Annotated in this window: 19 protein-coding genes; 3 read left to right on the forward strand and 16 right to left on the reverse strand. The window is 68.4% G+C overall.

Translation table 11 applies throughout. From position 1 onward, the window contains the following. Positions 1–6: 6 nt before the first annotated feature. Complete coding sequence (locus U4Y91_RS17270; RefSeq protein WP_321806045.1) at positions 7–618, forward strand: trimeric intracellular cation channel family protein; 612 nt, start codon at positions 7–9, stop codon at positions 616–618. 134 nt (positions 619–752) lie between these two features. Here the strand turns inward: U4Y91_RS17270 and U4Y91_RS17275 are convergent, their stop codons facing one another. From U4Y91_RS17275 to U4Y91_RS17315, 9 genes are all read right to left on the reverse strand, one after another. Continuing rightward, positions 753–1580, reverse strand: a complete 828-nt coding sequence (locus U4Y91_RS17275; protein ID WP_321806046.1) for a heme ABC transporter ATP-binding protein — start codon at positions 1578–1580, stop codon at positions 753–755. A 17-nt stretch (positions 1581–1597) separates the two neighbouring features. Next, positions 1598–2686 (reverse strand): iron ABC transporter permease, encoded by a 1089-nt coding sequence (locus tag U4Y91_RS17280; protein WP_321806047.1) that lies wholly within the window; start codon positions 2684–2686, stop codon positions 1598–1600. A gap of 15 nt (positions 2687–2701) precedes the next feature. After that, on the reverse strand, positions 2702–3610 hold the full coding sequence (locus U4Y91_RS17285; protein ID WP_415750467.1) for a heme/hemin ABC transporter substrate-binding protein: 909 nt from the start codon (positions 3608–3610) through the stop codon (positions 2702–2704). After that, entirely contained in the window at positions 3607–4698 is a 1092-nt protein-coding gene (locus tag U4Y91_RS17290; protein ID WP_321806048.1) for a hemin-degrading factor, read from the reverse strand. The genes U4Y91_RS17285 and U4Y91_RS17290 overlap by 4 nt, the downstream gene beginning before the upstream one ends. A gap of 49 nt (positions 4699–4747) precedes the next feature. Next, positions 4748–7024 (reverse strand): TonB-dependent hemoglobin/transferrin/lactoferrin family receptor, encoded by a 2277-nt coding sequence (locus tag U4Y91_RS17295; protein ID WP_321806049.1) that lies wholly within the window; start codon positions 7022–7024, stop codon positions 4748–4750. 269 nt (positions 7025–7293) lie between these two features. After that, positions 7294–7521, reverse strand: a complete 228-nt coding sequence (locus tag U4Y91_RS17300; protein ID WP_044849044.1) for a hypothetical protein — start codon at positions 7519–7521, stop codon at positions 7294–7296. Positions 7522–7592: 71 nt separating this feature from the next. Next, on the reverse strand, positions 7593–7976 hold the full coding sequence (locus tag U4Y91_RS17305; RefSeq protein WP_321806138.1) for a DUF6232 family protein: 384 nt from the start codon (positions 7974–7976) through the stop codon (positions 7593–7595). 124 nt (positions 7977–8100) lie between these two features. Next, entirely contained in the window at positions 8101–8361 is a 261-nt protein-coding gene (locus U4Y91_RS17310) for a DUF2866 domain-containing protein (RefSeq protein ID WP_321806050.1), read from the reverse strand. A 222-nt stretch (positions 8362–8583) separates the two neighbouring features. Beyond that, positions 8584–9744 carry a porin gene (locus U4Y91_RS17315; protein ID WP_321806051.1) on the reverse strand — a complete coding sequence of 387 codons (1161 nt, stop codon included), beginning with the start codon at positions 9742–9744 and terminating at the stop codon, positions 8584–8586. Positions 9745–10050: 306 nt separating this feature from the next. On the opposite strand from U4Y91_RS17315, the gene U4Y91_RS17320 reads away from it, so the two are divergent. Continuing rightward, positions 10051–10857, forward strand: coding sequence for a MetQ/NlpA family lipoprotein (locus U4Y91_RS17320; protein WP_321806052.1), 807 nt, complete (start codon positions 10051–10053; stop codon positions 10855–10857). Positions 10858–11006: 149 nt separating this feature from the next. Here the strand turns inward: U4Y91_RS17320 and U4Y91_RS17325 are convergent, their stop codons facing one another. The 6 genes from U4Y91_RS17325 to U4Y91_RS17350 all read right to left on the reverse strand — a co-directional run bounded on the left by U4Y91_RS17325 (position 11007) and on the right by U4Y91_RS17350 (position 17985). Further along, the gene (locus U4Y91_RS17325) at positions 11007–12122 is read right to left on the reverse strand and encodes a succinylglutamate desuccinylase/aspartoacylase family protein (RefSeq protein ID WP_321806053.1); all 1116 of its coding nucleotides are present in this window, start codon (positions 12120–12122) and stop codon (positions 11007–11009) included. A gap of 257 nt (positions 12123–12379) precedes the next feature. Further along, positions 12380–13162, reverse strand: coding sequence for an ABC transporter substrate-binding protein (locus U4Y91_RS17330; protein ID WP_321806054.1), 783 nt, complete (start codon positions 13160–13162; stop codon positions 12380–12382). 225 nt (positions 13163–13387) lie between these two features. Next, positions 13388–14308: a LysR substrate-binding domain-containing protein gene (locus tag U4Y91_RS17335; RefSeq protein ID WP_321806055.1), complete on the reverse strand. Its 921-nt coding sequence runs from the start codon at positions 14306–14308 to the stop codon at positions 13388–13390. A 239-nt stretch (positions 14309–14547) separates the two neighbouring features. Further along, entirely contained in the window at positions 14548–15141 is a 594-nt protein-coding gene (locus U4Y91_RS17340; protein WP_321806056.1) for a hypothetical protein, read from the reverse strand. Between the two features lie 239 nt (positions 15142–15380). Then, positions 15381–16769: an NCS2 family permease gene (locus U4Y91_RS17345; RefSeq protein ID WP_321806057.1), complete on the reverse strand. Its 1389-nt coding sequence runs from the start codon at positions 16767–16769 to the stop codon at positions 15381–15383. A gap of 538 nt (positions 16770–17307) precedes the next feature. Next, the gene (locus tag U4Y91_RS17350; RefSeq protein ID WP_415750468.1) at positions 17308–17985 is read right to left on the reverse strand and encodes a TetR family transcriptional regulator; all 678 of its coding nucleotides are present in this window, start codon (positions 17983–17985) and stop codon (positions 17308–17310) included. A gap of 48 nt (positions 17986–18033) precedes the next feature. Between U4Y91_RS17350 and U4Y91_RS17355 the strand changes: the two genes are divergently transcribed. Beyond that, entirely contained in the window at positions 18034–18699 is a 666-nt protein-coding gene (locus U4Y91_RS17355) for an O-methyltransferase (protein WP_321806059.1), read from the forward strand. 78 nt (positions 18700–18777) lie between these two features. Here U4Y91_RS17355 and U4Y91_RS17360 read toward each other — a convergent pair whose 3' ends face one another. Beyond that, on the reverse strand, positions 18778–19560 hold the full coding sequence (locus U4Y91_RS17360; protein ID WP_124666376.1) for an SDR family oxidoreductase: 783 nt from the start codon (positions 19558–19560) through the stop codon (positions 18778–18780). Positions 19561–19588 lie beyond the last annotated feature (28 nt).

Below are 19588 nucleotides of genomic sequence, written 5' to 3' on the forward strand. Positions count from 1 at the left end.
CGCGCGATGCATACGCTGTATCTGATCGCGATCGTCGCGGAGGCGATGTCGGGCGCGCTGATGGGCATGCGGCGCGGGATGGACCGCTTCGGGCTCGCGCTCGTCGGCGCGGTCACGGCGCTTGGCGGCGGCACCGTGCGCGACGTGCTGCTCGGCCACTATCCGCTCGGCTGGATCGCGCATCCCGAGTACCTCGTGATCACGCTCGCCGCGGCGACCGTCGCGTCGTGGGCCGCGCGGCACGTCGCGCGCATGAAGACGCTGTTCGTCACCGTCGACGCGATCGGCCTCGCGGCGTTCACGATCATCGGCTGCGACATCGGCGCGTCGACGGGCACCGCGCCGATCATCGTCGTGCTGGCTGGTGCGATCACCGGCGTGTGCGGCGGGATGCTGCGCGACCTGCTGTGCAACGAGATGCCGCTGATCCTGCGCGAGGAACTGTATGCGAGCGTCGCGTTCTTCACGGGCACGCTGTACGTCGGGATCCAGCATCTCGGCATCGACGCGGGGTTTGCGACGGCGGTTGCGCTGGCGGCCGGCTTCACGATGCGGATGCTGGCCGTACGGCTCGGGTGGAAGATGCGCACGTTCGGTGTCGCGGACGTCGAGCATTGAGCGGCGGCGTGACGTGCGGATGCGACGATGCGCCGGTTCTACGCGGGCACCATGACCGGAGGCGCTCCGTCGCCCGTTTCCACCATCCTCACGGCGAACCCGTAGCACTGCGCGATATGGCCGGACGACGTGTTCTACGCCGGCACCATGAGCGGCGGCGCCCCGTCGCCCGTTTCCACCATCCTCACGGCGAATCCGTAGCACTGCGCGATATGCACCGGCGTCATCACGTCGCGCGGCGCACCATGCGCGACGATCGTGCCGTCCGCGAGCATCGCGATCGTATCCGCGTGCCGCGCGGCGAGGTTCGGATCGTGGACGATCGCGAGCACGCCGAGCCGCCACTCGCGCGCGACCGTGCGCACGGTATCGAGCAGCCGGTGCTGGTGCGCGAGATCGAGCGCGGCGGTCGGCTCGTCGAGCAGCAGGTAGCGTGGGCCCGGTTCCGCGTCGTCGTCCGGCCACAACTGCGCGAGCACACGCGCGAACTGCACGCGTGCGAGCTCGCCGCCCGACAGCGTCGTCACGTCGCGGCCGACGAGCGTGTCGGCGCCCGCGCGTTCGAGCGCCTGCCATGCGATGTCGCGATCTCGATGCGCGATCACGTGCCGCGCGCCGCCGCGCCGCGCATGCGGATAGCGGCCGAGCAGCACGATTTCGTCGACGCTGAACGGAAACGCAGGTTGCGCGGCCTGCGGCAGCACGGCGCGCAGGCACGCGAGCCGCGCCGCGTCGATGTGCGCGAGCGGTTCGCCGTTCAGCGTGATGTCGCCGGTCACGCGCACGCCGTTCGGCGTGACGCTGCCGGTCAGTTCGCCCGCCAGGGTCTTCAGCAGCGTGCTCTTGCCCGCGCCGTTGCGGCCGAGCAGCGCGGTCACTCGGCCGGGTTCGATTGACAGCGACAGGTCGTGCAGAACGGCGCGGTGCCGGCGGGCGACGTCGAGATGATGGGCAGTCAGCATGATGGGTGCATGAAGGATCAGCCGCCGAGCGCGCCGCGGCTTTTCCACAGCAGCGCGAGAAAGAACGGCGCGCCGAGCAGTGCGGTGAGCACGCCGAGCGGAATCTCGGCGGGCGCGGCGGCGGTGCGCGCGGCGAGATCGGCGGCGAGCGTCAGCAGCGCGCCGAGCAATGCGGCGCCGGGCAGCACGACGCGCTGGTCGGGGCCGCACGCGAGGCGCACGCAGTGCGGCGCGACGAGGCCGATGAAACCGATGATGCCCGCGCACGACACGAGCGCGCCGACCGCGAGCGCGACCGCGACGAGCACGCGCCGCTTGAGCCGCTGCACGGGCACGCCGAGGTGCAGCGCCTCGGTTTCGCCGAGCTGCAATGCGTTGAGCGCGTCACGGTCGCGCGCGAGCAGCACGCAGCCGATCGCGACGCACGGCGCGACGGCCGCCAGCGCGGACCATTGCGCGCCGCCGAGGCTGCCGAGGCTCCAGAACGTCAGCGAACGCAACTGCGCGTCGTCGGCGACGAACGTGAGCAGGCCGATCGCCGCGCCGACCAGCGCGTTGATCGCGATGCCGGCGAGCAGCAGCAGCGGCAGCGCAAGCCGGCCGCGCGACGCGGCGAGCCGGTAGACGAGCGCCGCGACCGCGAGCGCGCCGGCGAATGCGGCGGCGGGCAGCACGGCCGCGCTCGCGTGCGCGGCGAACAGCGCGGGGCCGAGCACGATCGTCGTCGTCGCGCCGAGCGCCGCGCCGCTCGACACGCCGACGAGCCCCGGGTCGGCGAGCGGATTGCGGAACAGCGCCTGCATCGCGGCGCCGGCCGCGCCGAAGCCGCCGCCGACCAGCAGCGCGAGCACGACGCGCGGCGCGCGGATGTCGAACAGCACCGCGCGCGCTTGCCGGGCGGCCGGGTCGCCGCTCAGCGCGGCCCAGGCCTGCGCGAACGGAATGCGGTACGCGCCCACGCACAGCGCGATGACGGACATGACACACACGAGTGAGGCCAGCGCGGCCAGCGCGAACGGTACGAGGCGGCGCGACGCGCCGACGCGCGCGGCGCCGGCACGCGATACGTGCGACCGCGCGGGGAAAGGCGAAGCATGAACAGGCATCGGGACGCTCCGGAATCAGGCGAGCGCATCCGACAGGCGCCGGTGCAGGGTCGTGACGGCGAGCGGCAGGCGCGGACCGAAGCCGAGCAGGAACAGCGCATCGAGCGACACGACTCGCCGCGCGCGGCCGGCCGGCGTTGCGCCGAAGCCGGGCGCGGCGAGTAGCGCGGCGCGGCCGCCGACCGTCGCGAGCCCTTCATCAGAGATCAGCACGATGTCGGGGGCGGCGGCGGCCAGCGCCTCGGTCGTCAGCGGCTTGTAGTGATCGAAACCCTGCATCGCATTGCGCGCGCCCGCGTAGCGGAGCATCGCGTCGGCGGCCGTGCGCTGGCCGGCGACGAGCGCCTGGTTGCCGGTATGGTTCAACACGAACAGCACGCGCGGCGGCTGCGCGCCGCCGGGCACGTGCACGGCGACCGCATCGCGCGCGGCCTGCCAGTCGCGATCGAAGCGTTGCAGCAGCGCGGTGCCCGCGTCGCGCACGTCGAGTGCCTGCGCGACGCCGGTGATCTTCGCGCGCACCGAATCGACGTCGTGCCGCTCGTCGAACGTCGTGACCGCGACGCCCGCGCTTCTCACCTGCGCGATCGCGGCGGGCGGGCCGGCCTCCGCCGACGCGAGCACGAGATCGGGCCGCAGCGACAGTAGCCCCTCAGCCGACAGCGCGCGCTGGTAGCCGACCTTCGGCAGGCGCTTCGCGGCGTCCGGGTACGTGCAGGTCGTGTCGGTGCCGACGAGTCGGTAGCCGCGCGCGTCGGCGCCGCCGAGCGCGAACGCGGTTTCCGCGAGCGCGCCGCCGATCACGACGATGCGCTTCTGCGCGGCTTGCGGGCGCGCGCGGCCCGGCAGCGCACCCGCGAGCGCACCGGCCACCGCGCTCGCGAGCACGACACGGCGTCGCGGCAGGAACGATCGCGCGCTCACCGCGCGTCTCCACGCGCCGCCGACGGAAGTGTCGCGACGAGCGCGCGCCAGTCGTCGCGTTCGACCTTGCCGGGCTTGCGTTCGCCGAACAGCAGCGCGACATGGTCGCCCTGCCGGTCGAACAGCTCCAGCGACGTGACGATGCCGTCGCTCGTCGGCTTCTTCACGACCCACGCGGCGGCGATCAGGTCCTCGCGCACGTGCAGGTTGAAGCCTGGGTCGAGCACGTTGATCCACGCGCCGACCTCGCGCACGTTCGCGACGGGGCCCGTGTGGATCTGGATCATCCCTGCATTGCCGACGAACACCATGATCGGCTGGCCGCTCTGCGCGGCTCGTTCGAGCACGTGACGCAGCGCGCGCGTCGCCTCGACCGGATACGCGTATTGCGGATCGGCGAGGCGCAGCGCCTGCATGCGGCTCACGCCGAAGTGCTGCGTGATGCCGAAGAACTGGTGCGTGTCGGTCATCGCGTCCCACGCGGCGCGAAAGCCCGCGACGTCGATCCCGGTATCGGCACGTTCGGGCGTTTTCGGTGCGGCGGGCACGACGTCGAGCCCCGGCTCCTGCGACGCCGCGCGCCAGCGTTCGACGAACGCGTCGTACGCCGCGTGATCGCTGTGCGCGCGCAGGTAGACCTTGTGGATCGCATGACCCTGCGCGTCGAAGAACTGCAAACTCTTCAGCGGACCGTGCGCGGTCTCGTCGCGCACCGCGAACGCCGACGCCCAGTGACGGTAGAAGATGCGCAGGTCGATGTCGCCGAGCGCGAGGCCGACCGGGCCGTCGTGGCTCATCTGCGCATATTCGCCGTCCTTCTCGTGGACGGCCGTATCGTTGCGCGTGAGCGCCATCACGCGGCCGAGGCGCGGCATTTCCTCGAACATCGCCGGAAAGCGCGCGTCGAGCCGCACCACGTGCTCGCCGACGAACGCGGCGAGCGCCTCGCCTTCGCTGACGCCGAGCGCCTGCGCGACGTCGCGGTTGCGCAGCTGGCGCTCGGCCTTGAGCTTGACGAATGCGTCGCGCAACGCGGCGGACGCGCGGGCCGGCGTGGCCGGCTGGCCGGGAAGGGCGGAATGCATCATGTCGGACTCCTTCAAGTAACGGTTGGGCAGGAACGCGCGATCGCGCGCATCAGAAATCCACTTTCATGCTGACGGCGACGGTGCGCCCGGACGACGTATACGCGTCGAGCACCTGCGAATCGGCCGCGATGCCGCGCACGTCCGACCAGTTCCAGTATTTGCGGTCGAACAGGTTGCGGATGCCGATCGTCGCGCTCACATGCTTGTTGAAGCGGTAGCCGCCGCGCAGGTCGACGACGAACGACGACGGCGGCGCGAAGCACGCCTTGTTCGAGCAGTCGGACTTGTCGATGTCGTGGTCGCGTTTCGCGGCCTGGAACAGCAGGTCGGTCTGCACGAACCAGCGTTCGCCGGGTTCGTAGCGCACGCCGAACACCGCCGAGAACGGATTGACCGTGTTCAGCGGCTGGCTCGCCGCGCCGTTGTTCTGCGTCGAACCGCGGGTGAACGCCATCGCCGTCTTCAGCGTGATGCCGTTCGGCATCGCCCATTCGGCGCGACCTTCGAGGCCGTGGATGCGCGCGTCGGCGAAGTTCACGTACTGGAACACGAACGGGTCGGTTGGCCGGCCGCTGCCCGCGATCGTCGTGCGCGCGATGAAGTTGCGGTAGCGGCCCGTGAACGCGGCCGCGCTGTAGCGCACGACGCCGTAGCCGGTGCCGGCCTTGCCGCGCAGGCCCGCTTCGAACGTGTCGCTGGTTTCGGGCTTCAGGTTCGGATTGCCGATCGACGTGTAGCCGTACACCGGGTTCGAGAAGCTGCTGTTCACCTGGTCGGGCGTCGGCGCGCGGAAGCCGTGCGCGTACTGCGCATACGGAATCAGCGCGGGCGTGATCTCGTAGAGCACCGCGACGCGCGGCGACACTTCGTTCGCGCTCGTCGACACCGCGGTGCCGGTGAACAGCGGATCGTTCCGCGTCGGGCTCAGCCGGTAGGTATCGAAGCGCAGCCCCGGCGTGACGAGCAGGCGGCCATAGCCGATCTGGTCCTGCACGAATGCGCCGAACAGCGTGTAGTCGGTATCGGGAAACGCCTTGTTCGGGAATGCTTCGCCGACGCCCGGCACCGTGCCGTCGCGCAGGTTCGTCACGCGCGACACGCTGCCGTCGACGCCATACAGCAGCTTGTGCGCGAGCGGGCCCGTCGAGAAGCCGCTTTCGGCGAACGCGGCGCCGCCGAATGTGCGCTCCTTGTACTGGTTGTCGCGCGAGCGCGATTTCAGCGGCGCGCCGCGCGTCTCGAACGCGTATTGATCCTGCTTCGCGTCCTGGTAGTAGAACTGAATGTGCGCGTTCTGGAACCAGCGGAACGCATCGTCGCGGAAGTCGTAGTCGACGCTGAAGCGGTTGCGCTCGAGCCGGTCGTGGGTTGTGAGCCCGAGCGTGCCGGGCGGGTTGATCGCCGACAGCACGTCGGTGCTCACGCGGCGCTGCACGGTTTCCGCGGTGAATTTGATCGTGTCGCGCGCGGTGGGCGTCAGTACGAGCTTGCCGAGCAGCGATTCCGAATAGACGTCCTGCGGGTTCGACGTCGTGCGCAGCGTGCTCGCCGAATTGTTGCCGCCGCGCGTGTCGACCTCATGGCCGCGCCGGCCGTCGGCGATGATCATCCCCTGCACGCGGTCGTCGCCGCCCGCGGCGGACACCGTCGCGCCGACGCTGCGGTCGGCCGAGTCGTAGCCCGGCCGGAGCGAAAAATAGGTGGGCTTGCCGTAGATCGACAGCAGGTCGCGCGGATCCTTCGTGATGAAGTTCACCGCGCCGGTCAGCCCGTCGCTGCCGTACAGCGCCGACGCCGGCCCGCGCAGGATCTCGATGCGCTTGAGCGTGTCGAGATCCGCGTAGTCGCCGCGGCCGGCTTCGAGCGGCCCGAACGAGAACGCGTTCGGCAGGCGGATGCCGTCTTCCATCAGCAGCACGCGATTGCCTTCGAGGCCGCGGATGTTGATGCTCGAATCGCCGTCGCGGCCGCCGCCGAGCGCGGCGCTGCCGGGGCGGTACGCGGTGCGGCGCACCGTGACGCCCGGCTCGTAGCGCAACGCGTCCTTGATGTTGGTGGCCTGCTGTTCCTCGAGATCGTCGTCGGTGATGACCGATACGGACGCGGCCGTGCGGCTCGCGGCGGTGGCGGTGCGGGTGGCCGTGACGGTGACGGGGTCGAGCAGCGCCGCATCGCCGCGCGTGGACGCGGCGGCGGTGGTCAGCACGGCAGATGAAGGGTTGGCGCCTTGCGGCGACGAATCGGCGTAAGCCGGGGCGGCGGACAGGCCGAACGCGCCGAACAGCGCGGCACAGATCGGCCGCCGCGCCAGCGGATAGCAATGCACAGGTGGTCTCCCATTGACGATGACTAGCCCGAAGGCTGGCTGGGTGACGCGTTCACCTGGCTGGCCCGTTCGCGCGCGACAGGCGGCGAACGGAGAATTGAAAGGGAATTGATGATTTCTTCAGTGTAAATGAGAATCATTATCAAAACAAGAACGGAAAGCGGCGTCTGCGGACGTGCGCCGTTGGCGCGGACCGGACGCGCCGCGCGGGGACAAATTCGGGAGAAGCGGGCTGGCGCGGGCCCGTTATAGGCGTGTGAGCAGAGGCCCTATGCGAGCGATTCGAGGCGAATCAACAGGTTGCGCGCATGCGCGATGTACGCGTCGTGCGTCGCGCGATCGCCGTGGCCTTCGAAGCCGGCCTGTTCGGCGAACGCGAGCTGTTCGGCGTAGAGGTCGACGAGCGCGCTGCGTGCGTCGGGCGGAAGCGCGCGGATCATCGTGACGAGCAGCAGTTCCTGCGCGCGCAGCATGCCGGACAGCGATTGGGGGTTCATGCCGACCTCCTCGAACGACGCGGCGGCGTGCCGCTCATTTCATAGTAGGTGGTCGGCGCGCGCAGCGGAAATCAGCCGGCGGCCGTCGCCGTCCGTGCATCGCGCACGACCTGCGCGACGCGTTCGACGAATTCGGCGTCGACGCTCGACAGCGCTTCGCGCTTGCCGTCGGGCATCTCGACCATCAGCCGGTACGTGATGTCCTGCGTGGTCCAGGCGAGATAGCCGACGACGGCGAGCATCACGCCGACGACCAGCGCGGCGCTCGATGCGCCGATGCCGCCGGCAATGGCGGCGGCCACGCCGATCAGCGAGATCAGCCACGGCACGAGGCGATTCTTCGGGATCTTGACGACGTCGACGTTGCGGATGTCACGCAGCGGGAAGACCTGCCCGGCGGCCGACAGGCCGTTGCGCGTGACCATCACGCCGCGTTCGTTGAATGCGTTTTCCATCATGTGTTGCGTGGACGAAAACGCGCAGCGTAGCAGACTTCGTTGCCGCGTCAAACGAGACCGAGTGCCGCACGATGCGTGCAGGCCGGCCGCACTGCGGGCAGTGACGGGTAACGAGGGGGAGTCAGAACTGCAGCCGGCCGTCGCCGTACAGGCGGCCCGGCACGTGCGACGCGACGACCTCGGCGATCTCTTCGTCGGTCGATTCGGCCGGCACGATCTGGCGCCGCGCGGGCGCGTCGAGATGCATCGTCCATTCGACGAGCCGGTACGGGCGGCCCCACGGGCGCTGCATTGCCACCGACACGCGGCAGCTCTGGACCGGCAGCGAATGCCGGCGGGTCAGAATCGCGTGCAGTTGGCTGAAAACGGTATCTTCGATCATCTTGGCCTCCGATCCTGTCTTGCGGGCAGTTGATGGCGGTGCCGTAGTGGGTCTCAAAAAAAGAAGCCGCCGATGCTCAGGCGGCCAACAGGGGGGGTGAGAGCATCCTCTCAGCCCAGAATTAAGCGAAACTTAAAAGCCCATAAAAAAGCGCCCCGCGTGGAGCGGGGCGCTTCTTGCCGTCGTCATCCGCGAGATGAGCGGATAAGTTAAGCGGATGCTTTAGAACTTGTGACGGATACCGACGCGAGCGGCCAGCTGGTTCGACGAACCGTTGCCCGACGTGCTGAAGTAGCTCGTGCTCGAACCGATCTGCGCTTGCACGCCGTTGCCCGACGCCTTCTGGTAGACCACCAGGCCGTACACGTCCGTACGCTTGCTGAGTGCGTAGTCGAGGCCCAGGTCGCCCTGGTTCCAGTGCGCCGAGTTGCCGCTTTGCGTTGCGTTCGTGTACGTGTAGCCCGCTGCCGCCGACAGGGCCGGCGTGATCGCGTACTTCACGCCCGCTTCATACGCGTTGTAGAACGTGCCCGATGCGCCAGCCGCGATCGGGGTGAACTGCGTGCGCGTCCAGAGCAGCCATGCCGTTGCCGGGCCGAAGATGTAGCGGCCGCCGACGCCGTACGTGCGCAGGTCGCGGATGTTCGTCAGCGCGATGTTCGCGATCGACGTCGAGAATGCCGGCGTCGACTGGCTCGGGAAGCGGATGTCCGTGTAAGCGGCGCCGAGTGCGAACGGGCCGTTCGCGTAGTTCAGGCCGAAGCTGTATGCGCGCGACGAACCGGCCGTCGTCGTGGTGCCCGTCGTGGTCGACGGTGCGCCGGCGAAGTCGGTCGAGTTCGAGAAGCCGTACAACGCGCCGAACGTGAAGCCGGCGTAGTTCGCGCTCTGGAACTTCACCGAGTTGTTGATGCGGCTCGACGTGAGCTGGTCGACGTCGTTCACGTGGTACGCGTAGTTACCCGCGACCGTGTTGCCGCCCGTCGAGTAGTTCGAGCCGAGGATGTCGGTCGAGAACGAGTACTGGCGGCCGAACGTGACCGTGCCGTATTGCGCCTGGCTCAGGCCAACGTACGCTTGACGGCCGAAGATCGCGCCGCCCTGGCCGATCGTGCCGTTGCCGCTGTTGAAGCCGTTTTCGAGCACGAAGATCGCCTTCAGGCCGCCACCGAGGTCTTCGGTGCCGCGCAGGCCCCAACGGCTGCCCTGGGCCACGCCGTCGTCATACTTGAACAGCTTGCCGCTGCCGCCGTTCGCGGTCTTGCTGTGGTTCACGTAGCTGATACCGGCATCGATGACACCGTACAGGGTCACGCTGCTTTGTGCGTGCGCCGTGCCAGCCGTTGCTGCGAGGATGGCGATGGTCAACAGTTTCTTGTTCAAAGGATTCTCCGAGCGAGTAAATGGCGTGTCCAGTTGCGGTTCCGGCGCTCTCTATGGGCGCTTTCACGGACCGGTCGCAACTTTATCGGCGGGCCACGTAATGAATGTGACAGCCTTGTCATATTACGAATCTGTGGTGCCGATGCGACACTGGATTCTGCCCGGTTGTACAGCCGGGAGTTATACCGATTCCGCCTGAGATTCGATCGGAGTCGGGAATATGCACATGAAATAAGCTTGGTTGGTGCCGTTCCGGCCCCGTGCCACGATGCGCGCTTCAACAACGACACGGGACAAGAGGACACCATGCGACGTTCGATCCTGACCGGCCTCGGCGCGCTTGCCGCGGCGCTGGCCTTTGCCGCGCCCGGCGCGCACGCCGATTCCCAGACGCTGAAGATCGGCACGATGAGCGGCCCCGACGCGCAGATCTGGACCGAGGTGACGAAAGTTGCCGCGCGCGAAGGGCTCGCGATCAAGGTCATCGAATTCAACGATTACGTGCAGCCGAACGCGGCGCTCGATTCGGGCGACCTCGATGCGAACGGCTTCCAGCACCAGCCGTTTCTCGACAGCCAGATCAAGCAGCGCGGCTACAAGATCGTCAACGTCGGGCTGACCTACACGGCGCCGATGGGCTTCTATTCGAAGAAGCTCAAGTCGCTGAAGGACTTGCCGGCCGGCGCGAAGGTCGGGATCCAGAACGATCCGTCCAACGGCAACCGCGCGCTGCTGCTGCTGCAGAAGTACGGCGTGATCAAGCTGAAGCCGGGTGTCGGCAGCAACGGCGTGAACGCGACGCCGCTCGACATCGCCGAGAACCCGAAGAAGATCAAGATCGTCGAGCTCGACTCCGCGCAACTGCCGCGCGCGCTGCCCGACCTCGACGCCGCGTCGATCAACACCGACTACGCGGTGAAGGCCGGCCTCACGCCGGTGAAGGATGCGATCGCGATCGAGGACCTGCGCGGGCCGTACGCGAACCTGATCGCGGTGCGCGCGCAGGACAAGGACAAGCCGTGGGTGAAGAAGCTCGTCGCGGCCTATGAATCGGACGACGTGCGCAAGTTCATCGACCAGAAGTTCGGCGGCGCGATCGTGCCGGCGTTCTGAACGCTGCTCCCGGCTGCTCCCCGGCCGCGTCGCCGGGCATGCCGCCAGGCCGAAAAGCCAATCGCCCGCGCAAGCGGGCGATTTCGTTGGTGCGCGCCGCGATGCGGCACGCGGGCCGGCCGTTCAGGCGGCGGCCCAGGCCAGGCGGCTCAGGCCGACAGCAGCGACCCGGTGCGGATCGGGTTCGCGCCGGCGATGCGCGCGACTTCCATCCCGGCGGTCGCGAAGCGCACGATCTGGCGCGCGTACAGCACGCCCGACACGCTGCTCTTCAGCGTGATCACGCGATCGGTCAGCGGATCGACGATGTCGGCGACTTCCTGGCCGGCCTCGATCCACGCGCCGACCGGCGTGCGGAACACGATCACGCCGGACACCGGCGCGACGAGCGGATCGGTGCCCGCGAGCGGCGTGGCCGGATGCGCGAGCGGCGGCAGCGGCGCGGGCGTGCCGTCGATGACGCCGCGCTCGGTCAGGTATTCGACGATCGCTTGCGCGTCCTTCTCCGCGAGTTCGTACGACACGTCGCGCTCGCTGCGCAGTTCGACCGTGACGGAAATCGCGCCGTTCGGGATCGGGAAGCGATCGCCGAACCGGTTGCGCAGATCCGACCAGCAGAAACTGTGGATCTCGTCGAACGGGTTGCCGACCGAATTCAGCGCGAGCAGCGACGCCTGCGCGTCCAGGTAGCGCGACAGCGGCTCGACGTCTTCCCACAGGTCGGGGTTCGTATACAGGTGCATCACCGCGTCGCTGTCGCAATGCAGGTCGAGCACGATGTCGGCGTCGAACGACAGCTTCTGCAGCGCGAGGCGCTGCGATTCGAGCTCGGTGCGCGGCTTCTGTTCGTCGAGCGCCTCGCGCATCGCGGCGCGTACCGCGGCGAGGTTGCGCTGCGCGTCGTTCGTCAGGCGGCCTTCGATGCGCGGCAGCACGAGCGTCGCGAGATCGTAGAAATTGCGGTTGAAGTTCTGCATCGAGCCGAGCTCGAAGCGGCCGAGGTGATCGCCGAACACGTGCTGCGACAGGCCGATCGGGTTCGGCACGGGGACGATGATCACTTCGCCGCGCAGCTTGCCGGCCGTCTCGAGCGCGGCGATCTTGCGGCGCAGCAGCGCGGCGACCAGCATGCCGGGCAGTTCGTCCGCGTGCAGCGACGACTGGATGTAGACCTTCTTGCCGCCGCGCGGGCCGTAGTGGAAGCTCGTGATCTGGCGTTCGGTGCCGACGGCGGGGGAAATCAGCGGATGGGTCTGCGTTTGCATGATGAGGGGAGCGCGGCGCAGCCGCGAGTGATCCGGTATGCGTGGAAGATCGATTGTACGTTGCCTTCCGCGAACCTATCAAACCGCGCGCCGGCCATGTCGATTTCCTTTACGAATCATCGGGTTGGCGCGTAAAAAATAACGGCGCCGCAGCCCTTCGTCCACGCGCGTTTCGCGGCCTTTCGCCGCGCGCGAGCAAAAAAACGGGCTCCTTGCGGAGCCCGTCTGCGCGGTCGCGAAGCGCGCGTTGCGCGGTGTTACTTGCCGTACACGTCGAAATCGAAGTACTTCTTCGCGATCTTGTCGTACGTGCCGTCCTTGCGCATGCTGGCGATCGCGCCGTCGATCTTCGCCTTCAGGTCGGTGTCTTCCTTGCGCAGGCCGATGCCGGCGCCGTTGCCGAGCGTCTTCGGATCGTCGATGTCCTTGCCGGCGAAATCGAAGCTCGCGCCGCGCGGCGTCTTCAGGAAGCCGATTTCAGCCTGCACCGCGTCCTGCAGCGCGCCGTCCAGACGGCCCGAGATCAGGTCGGCGTAGACCTGGTCCTGGTTCTGGTAAGGCACGACGTTCACGCCCTTCGAGGCCCAGTACGTCTTCGCGTAGGTTTCCTGGATCGTGCCCTGCTCGACGCCGACCGACTTGCCCTTCAGCGATTCGGCCGTCGGCATCAGGCCGGTGCCCTTCTTCGTGACGAGGCGCGTCGGCGTGTTGAACAGCTTCGCCGAGAACGCGATCTGTTCCTGGCGCGCCGGCGTCATCGACATCGACGACAGGACACCGTCGAACTTGCGTGCCTTCAGTGCGGGGATCATCCCGTCGAAGTCGTTTTCGATCCACACGCACTTCGCGTTGATGCGGTGGCAGATCTCGTTGCCGAGATCGACGTCGAAGCCGACCACCTTGCCGCTCGCATCTTTCGATTCGAAAGGCGGGTAGCTTGCGTCGACGCCGAAGCGCACGGTCGACCAGTCCTTCGCGTATGCAGTGCCGGCCGATACGGCGAGCAGGGCCACGGTCACAGCCGCAAGAATCTTTTTCACTCGGTGACTCCTCGTTTTGTTCGATGGGTGCGCGGTTGTGCCGCGCCGTAAGCATTCGGCCCGGCGCGGCTTCGCGTCGGACTGTCCGTTTCGCTGCCCGATGCGGGCGCGCGACGTGCGCAAGATTATCAAGACAAAATACCGGCAGGGCGCCTAGGACAAGCCCCGATACCGGACCCGACGGCCGCGCGTGCGGCGCGCGACCGTTTCAGAGGAAGGAACGATTCAACCAAGCGTTTCGTTGACCGCGCGCTGCAGGCAGGTGACGAATTGCGATACCGCCGGCGTCGGCAGCAGGTCGCGGCGGGCGATGATCGACAGGTCGAAGCGCGGCATGCTTTCGTCGAGTTCGGCCGTGCGGATCCCGAGCGGCGCCACCATCGCGGCCAGCGGGCGCGTGAAGCAGCCGATCACGTCGGAGCGCGCGACGAGCCCGAGCGTCACCGCGAACGACATCGGCGAGCGCAGCAGGCGCTTCGGCAGCGGCAGCCCGCGCGCCTCGAACATCCCGACCATCACGCTGTGCGGAAACTGCTCGGCGCCGACCGTGACGATCCATTCCGCGTCGAGCAATTCCTCTAACCGGCGCGCGTGCGCGAGCGGGTGGCCTTCGCGCATCACGACGGTGAACTCGGTCGACAGCAGCGGCACCTGGGTGAAATCGCGGTCGAGCGCGGGCACATGGTGCATCGCAGCGATGTCGAGCGTGCCGTTGCGCAGTTGCGCGAGCGCGTCGGGCACCGTCACTTCCTCCAGATGCAGGTTCACGTTCGGCATCGACCGGCGGAAGGCGGTGACCGCGTGCGGCAGCGCGGTCAGCGCGATCGACGGCATCGTGCCGACCGCGACGCGCCCCGACATTTCCCCTTTCACCTGCTCGACGGCCTCGACGGTGCGGCGCATGTCGCCGAGCAGCTGCTCGGCGCGCGGCAGCAGCGCGTGGCCGCATGCGGTGAGCTCGACGCCGCGCACGCTGCGCACGAGCAGTTCCGCGTTCAGCGCCGTTTCGAGTTCGCGGATCGTATGCGTGATCGCGGGCTGGGTGACGCCGAGCTCGCGCGCGGCGGCGCGCAGGCTCTTGTGATGCGCGGCGGAGACGAAGGCCTGGAGCTGCGCGATGTTCAGGTGGTTGCGGATGCGGGTCATCGATCGGTTCGGATCTGGCGGCCGGCCGGGGTGTCGGCGCGAAGCTCGATAGGGTAGCGCGAGGCGACGGCGGGCGCGGGGCGGAACAAAAATCGCGAGGCGGTGCGCGGCACCGTTTCGCCGTGTCAGGCGGTAAACCGATCAGGATTGCAGATGATGGCGCGTGCGTGTTCGGGATGCCGTCGATGTACGCCGCGATACGACGTAATCGCGTTTCCGTTCGACGGCGCCCCGGCGTGTCAGGCGAGCGCCAGTTCGACGGCCGCGAGCGTGCGGCGGCGGATCCAGCCGCTCCCGAGCCGGATCGCGAGCCAGTACGGCAGGAACAGCAGGCGCGTGCGCGCGCTCGGACAGTGCACGAAGGTTTCGGTGCGCAGCAACCGCGTACCGGCGGGCAGTCCGACGACCTCGAACCGCAGCACCAGCTTCGCGTCATCCGGATCGTCGTGCCGCACGAACGCCGCGGCGTCGTCGATCGTCCGCACGTCGGGCGTCGGGCGCCAGAAGCGTCCGACGAGCCCGAGCGACAGCGACGTGTCGTCGCGATGCAGCAGCGTGAACGAATCGAAGCCGAAGCGCTCGCGGGCGGCGCCGGCCGGACGCTGGCCCAGCGCGCGGGCGATGGCGGCCGGCGCTTCGCGCACGGCAAGCAGCGCGTCGATGACCGGATCGGCGCGCATGTCGAGCGCGGCGACCGCATCGATGATGCGCGACGGCGGCGCGTCGATCGGCCGCGATTCATGAACTTCGACGAAACCGAACGACGGGATGAACGGCGGCTTGCGCGCCGCGGTCCGCGTGTCTGATTCGGAGACGATGCCGAACGGATTCATGAGCGTTCCGGAGGATAAAACGCGATCGTAGCACCGCGTGCGGATTCGCGATGCGCGGCACGCTGCCGCGGTTTCCCGTGTCGGTCGAACGGCCCGGCGGAACCCCTGCCGTACCGACGAAAAAAAGCCCGGAAACATGCGTTCCCGAGCCTGGAGACCATCGACGACGATGGTGGAGGAGACGATGCCGTCCCGATGCGCGCCGCCCTTCGGCAGGCGACGTCGCGCATGATCCGCGGTCAGATCGCCCAGCCGCCGAGATAGAACGTGACGAGCACGGCCGCGATGAGCACGGTGCCGACGTTGAGCTTGCGGAATTCGCCGCTGGCGACGCGGCCGATCACGAGCGTCGAGAAGCCGAGCATGATGCCGGTCACGATGTTCGCGGTCAGCACGATGAACACCGCGCACACGAGGCCCGACATCGCATCGACCATGTCGTCCATGTGCAGCTTGCTCACGCTGCCGAGCATCAGCAGGCCGACGTACATCAGCGCGGGGGCCGTTGCGTACGACGGCACGAGGCCCGCGAGCGGCGAGAAGAACATCACGACCAGGAACAGCACGCCGACCACCGCGGCCGCGAGGCCCGTCTTCGCACCGGCGGCCACGCCGACGCTCGACTCGATGTAGGCTGCCGCCGGCGCGCCGCCGAGGAAGCCGGAGAAGATCGAGCTGACCGAATCGGCGGTCAGCGCGCGGCCGCCGTTGATGATGCGGCCGTTCTCGTCGAGCTGGCCGGCCTGGCCCGCGACCGCGCGGATCGTGCCGGTCGCGTCGAACACGGCGGTCATCACGAGCGCCAGCACGCTCGGCAGCACGGCCATCGACAATGCGCCCTTGATGTCCATCGCGCCGATCAGCGAGGCGTGGCCCGGTGCGCTCAGCGACGGCAGCGCGAAGATGCCGCGGTACTTCACGGCCGGATCGAACGCGAGGCCGATCAGCGAGATCGCGACCACGACGAGCAGGATGCCGCCCGGCACGCGACGCTTCTCGAGCCCGAAGATCGCGGCGAGGCCGACGACCGACATGATGACCGGGAACGCGGTGATCTGGCCGAGCGAGACCGGCAGGCCGGCGCCCGGATTCTTGATCACGAGACCGACGTCGTTCGACGCGATCAGCAGCAGGAACAGGCCGATGCCGATCCCGGTGCCGTGCGCGACGCCCGCGGGCAGGTTGCGCAGGATCCACGAACGCACGCCGGTGACCGAGATGCCCGTGAACACGAGGCCCATCAGGAACACGGCGCCGAGCGCGACGGTCGGCGGCAGGCCCTTGCCGAGCACGAGCCCGAACGCGGTGAACGCCGTCAGCGAAATCGCGCAGCCGATCGCGATCGGCAGCTTCGCCCACAGGCCCATCAGCAGCGAACCGAACGCGGTGGTGAGGCAGACCGCGACGAATACCGCGCTCGTGTCGAAGCCGGCCTTGCCGAACATGCCGGGCACGACGAACACGGAGTAGACCATCGCGAGGAAAGTGGTCACGCCCGCGACGATTTCGCGACGCTGCGTGCTGCCGCGCGACGAAATGCCGAAGTACCGGTCGATGGCTCCCTTGGTGCCGAAGTCCGTTTCTTCCGCGCCGACGCCGACCGTCGGCTGCACCGGGGTATCACTCATGAGCTTGCTCCTTTATCAGCATGCTGAAACGGCCCGTGGCGGACCGTCGTCAGGGTGTCTCGAATCTGGTTGGAATGGTTGGCGGCGTCGTGGGGACGCATCACGCGTGAGTCGTGTCGTCGTACGCGCGTCGAAGGGGGCGCGTGTGCCGCGTCGTGCGACGCGTGGTGCGGTCGATCCCGTCACGTGTGCTTTGCCGTAGCGAAGGTTAGGCGAACGGCCCATCACGTCCCATTGGGGGAAGAGCATGCAGCGCATGTCGCAGCGCTTATATCGGCGTGCAACGGGGCTTCGTCGTCGCGGAACGCGTGTATACGCCTAGTTCGAATCCGTTAAGGCGACTATTTGAATGCAGGGTCGGCGGGCGGGGCGAAAGCGGGTGATGCATCGAGTCTTACGAAGAACTTTCGGAGAGGCTGCGCGGGAGCGCGGAAACAGCCGCGCCGGATGTGAAAACGCGGCCGTGCGCAACCCGCATCCGGAAGATGCCGGTGCCGCGCGCGGGCCGCGCTCGCGCTCGTCCTGGCCTGCCACTGCATCAGACACGCGCGAGATGCGCGAGGTACGTGCAGAACATGTCGGCCATCGCGGTCGCATATGCATCGATTTCCGCAGGCGTGCGCGCGGTTTCGGAGAACGCCTTGCCGCCCGTCGTGAGCGTCGTCATGATCAATTCGCACGCGAGCGCATGCGTGGCGTCGGGCACGTCGGGCAGCGCTTCGCGCATGAACGCGCTGAAGATCCGGTTGCACGCGGCCTTCACTTCCTGCGCCTCGGGGGCGTCGCGATAGAGCGGCGCGGCATCGTCGAGCGCGATGCGCATGGGCGCCTCGTCGCATTCCGAACGGATGAACGCGTGGACGACGGTGCGCAGGCGCTCGGGCGGCGTCTGCCGCGGGTCCTGCAGCATCGCGCACAGCATCTCGGAAGTCTGCCGCCACTCGTCGTGCTGGAGCCGGAACAGCACGGCCGCCTTGTTCGGGAAGTACTGGTACAGCGAGCCGACGCTCACGCCGGCGCGCTCGGCGACGCGCGCCATCGTGAAGCGCTGCGCGCCTTCGGTCGCCAGAACCTGAATAGCGGCCTGCAGCACGGCGTCGACGAGCTGGGTCGAGCGGGCCTGCCGAGGCAGTCTGCGCGAGGCGATCGGGGTGTTGCGGCGGTCGGTCATGACGGGTCTGCCAATGCGAATAGTAAAACCTGAATAGTTCGTCATATTCTAGTCGGGCGCCCTGACGCACTCAACCTGACACCGGAGATCCGCATGACCACCCTGATTCACGACCCGCTGGCGTCGCTGCTCGCGCGCCTGTTCGACGAAGCCGAGGCATCGTCGCCCGCGTCGAGCCCGGACTTCGCCGACCTGTCGCACGACGAGCACGCGCGGCTGATGCGCAGCAAGACCGGTTACGCCGATTTCTATGCACGCCTGAAGGACTATCCGCTCGCGGTGTCGCGCGAGACGGGCACGCTGCTGTACATGCTCGCGCGCGGCTGCGGTGCGCGCTCGATCGTCGAATTCGGCACGTCGTTCGGCATCTCGACGCTGCACCTCGCGGCCGCGCTGCGCGACAACGGCGGCGGCCGGGTGATCACGAGCGAGTTCGAAGCGTCGAAGGTCGAACGGGCGCGCGCGAACCTGGCGGCGGCCGGGCTGGCCGATCTGGTGGAAATCCGCGTGGGCGATGCGTTGCGCACGCTGTCGGCCGATCTGCCGGAGACCGTCGATCTCGTGTTGCTCGACGGTGCGAAGGCGCTGTATCCGGAGATCCTCGCGCGGGTCGAGCCGCGGCTGCGGCCCGGCGCGTTCGTCGTCGCCGACAACGCGGAATACAGCCCCGACTACCTCGCCTACGTGCGTGCGCCGGAGAACGGCTACCTGTCGGTGCCGTTCGGCGGCGATGTCGAGCTGTCGATGCGGATCGGCTGAGCGGCGAGGCGTTGCAAGCGTGCGCGCCGCGGGCGGGCCGATCGGTGCCGCCGGTCGACCCGGCGGCACCTGCGTGACTTACAGGCGGTAGCCGCCGCTCGCGTCGATGACCTGGCCGGTCGTCCATTGCGACGCCGGGCTCGCGAGAAAGCCGATCACGCCCGCGATGTCTTCGGGCGTGCCGACGCGGCCGAGCGGGCTGGCCGACGTCATCGTCGCGCGGCCGTCGTCGGTGCGCAGCCAGCTCGCGTTCATGTCGGTATCGACCGGGCCGGGCGCGACCGCGTTGACGACGATGCCGCGCGGGCCGAGTTCGACCGCCCAGTGGCGCGTCAGCGTGTCGACGGCGGCCTTCGACGCGGCGTACGCGGAAATCGCGCTGAAGTTGCCGCCGGCTTCGAACACGCGGCTCGACAGCACGCTCGACAGGTTCACGATCCGGCCGCCGCGCGGCATGCGCTTCACGGCCTGCTGCGTCGTGAAGAACACGGCTTTCACGTTCAGCGAGAACTGGCGGTCGAACAGCGCGACCGACGTGTCGTCCAGCGTGCCGCCGTCGGCGACGCCGGCGTTGTTGACGAGCACGTCGAGCGTGGCCGGCAGGTTCTGTTCGGCGACCGCGCGATCGAGGGCATCGAACAGCGTGGCGACGCCGTCCGGCGCATCGAGGTCGGCCTGGATCGCGACGCCGCGGCCGCCGAGTTCGCGGATGCCGGCGAGCGTCTGTTCCGCCGCCGCGCGATCGGCGCGATAGTGGACCGCGACGATGAAGCCCTGTCGCGCGAGTTCGTACGACGTGGCACGGCCGATACCGCGCGAGCCGCCGGTGACGAGGGCGAGTTTCGATGCTTGCGTGCTCATGTTCAGTTCCTGCAAAACCTGCAAAAGG

The sequence above is a fragment of the Burkholderia sp. BCC1993 genome (assembly GCF_905339865.1).
Lineage (GTDB): Bacteria > Pseudomonadota > Gammaproteobacteria > Burkholderiales > Burkholderiaceae > Burkholderia.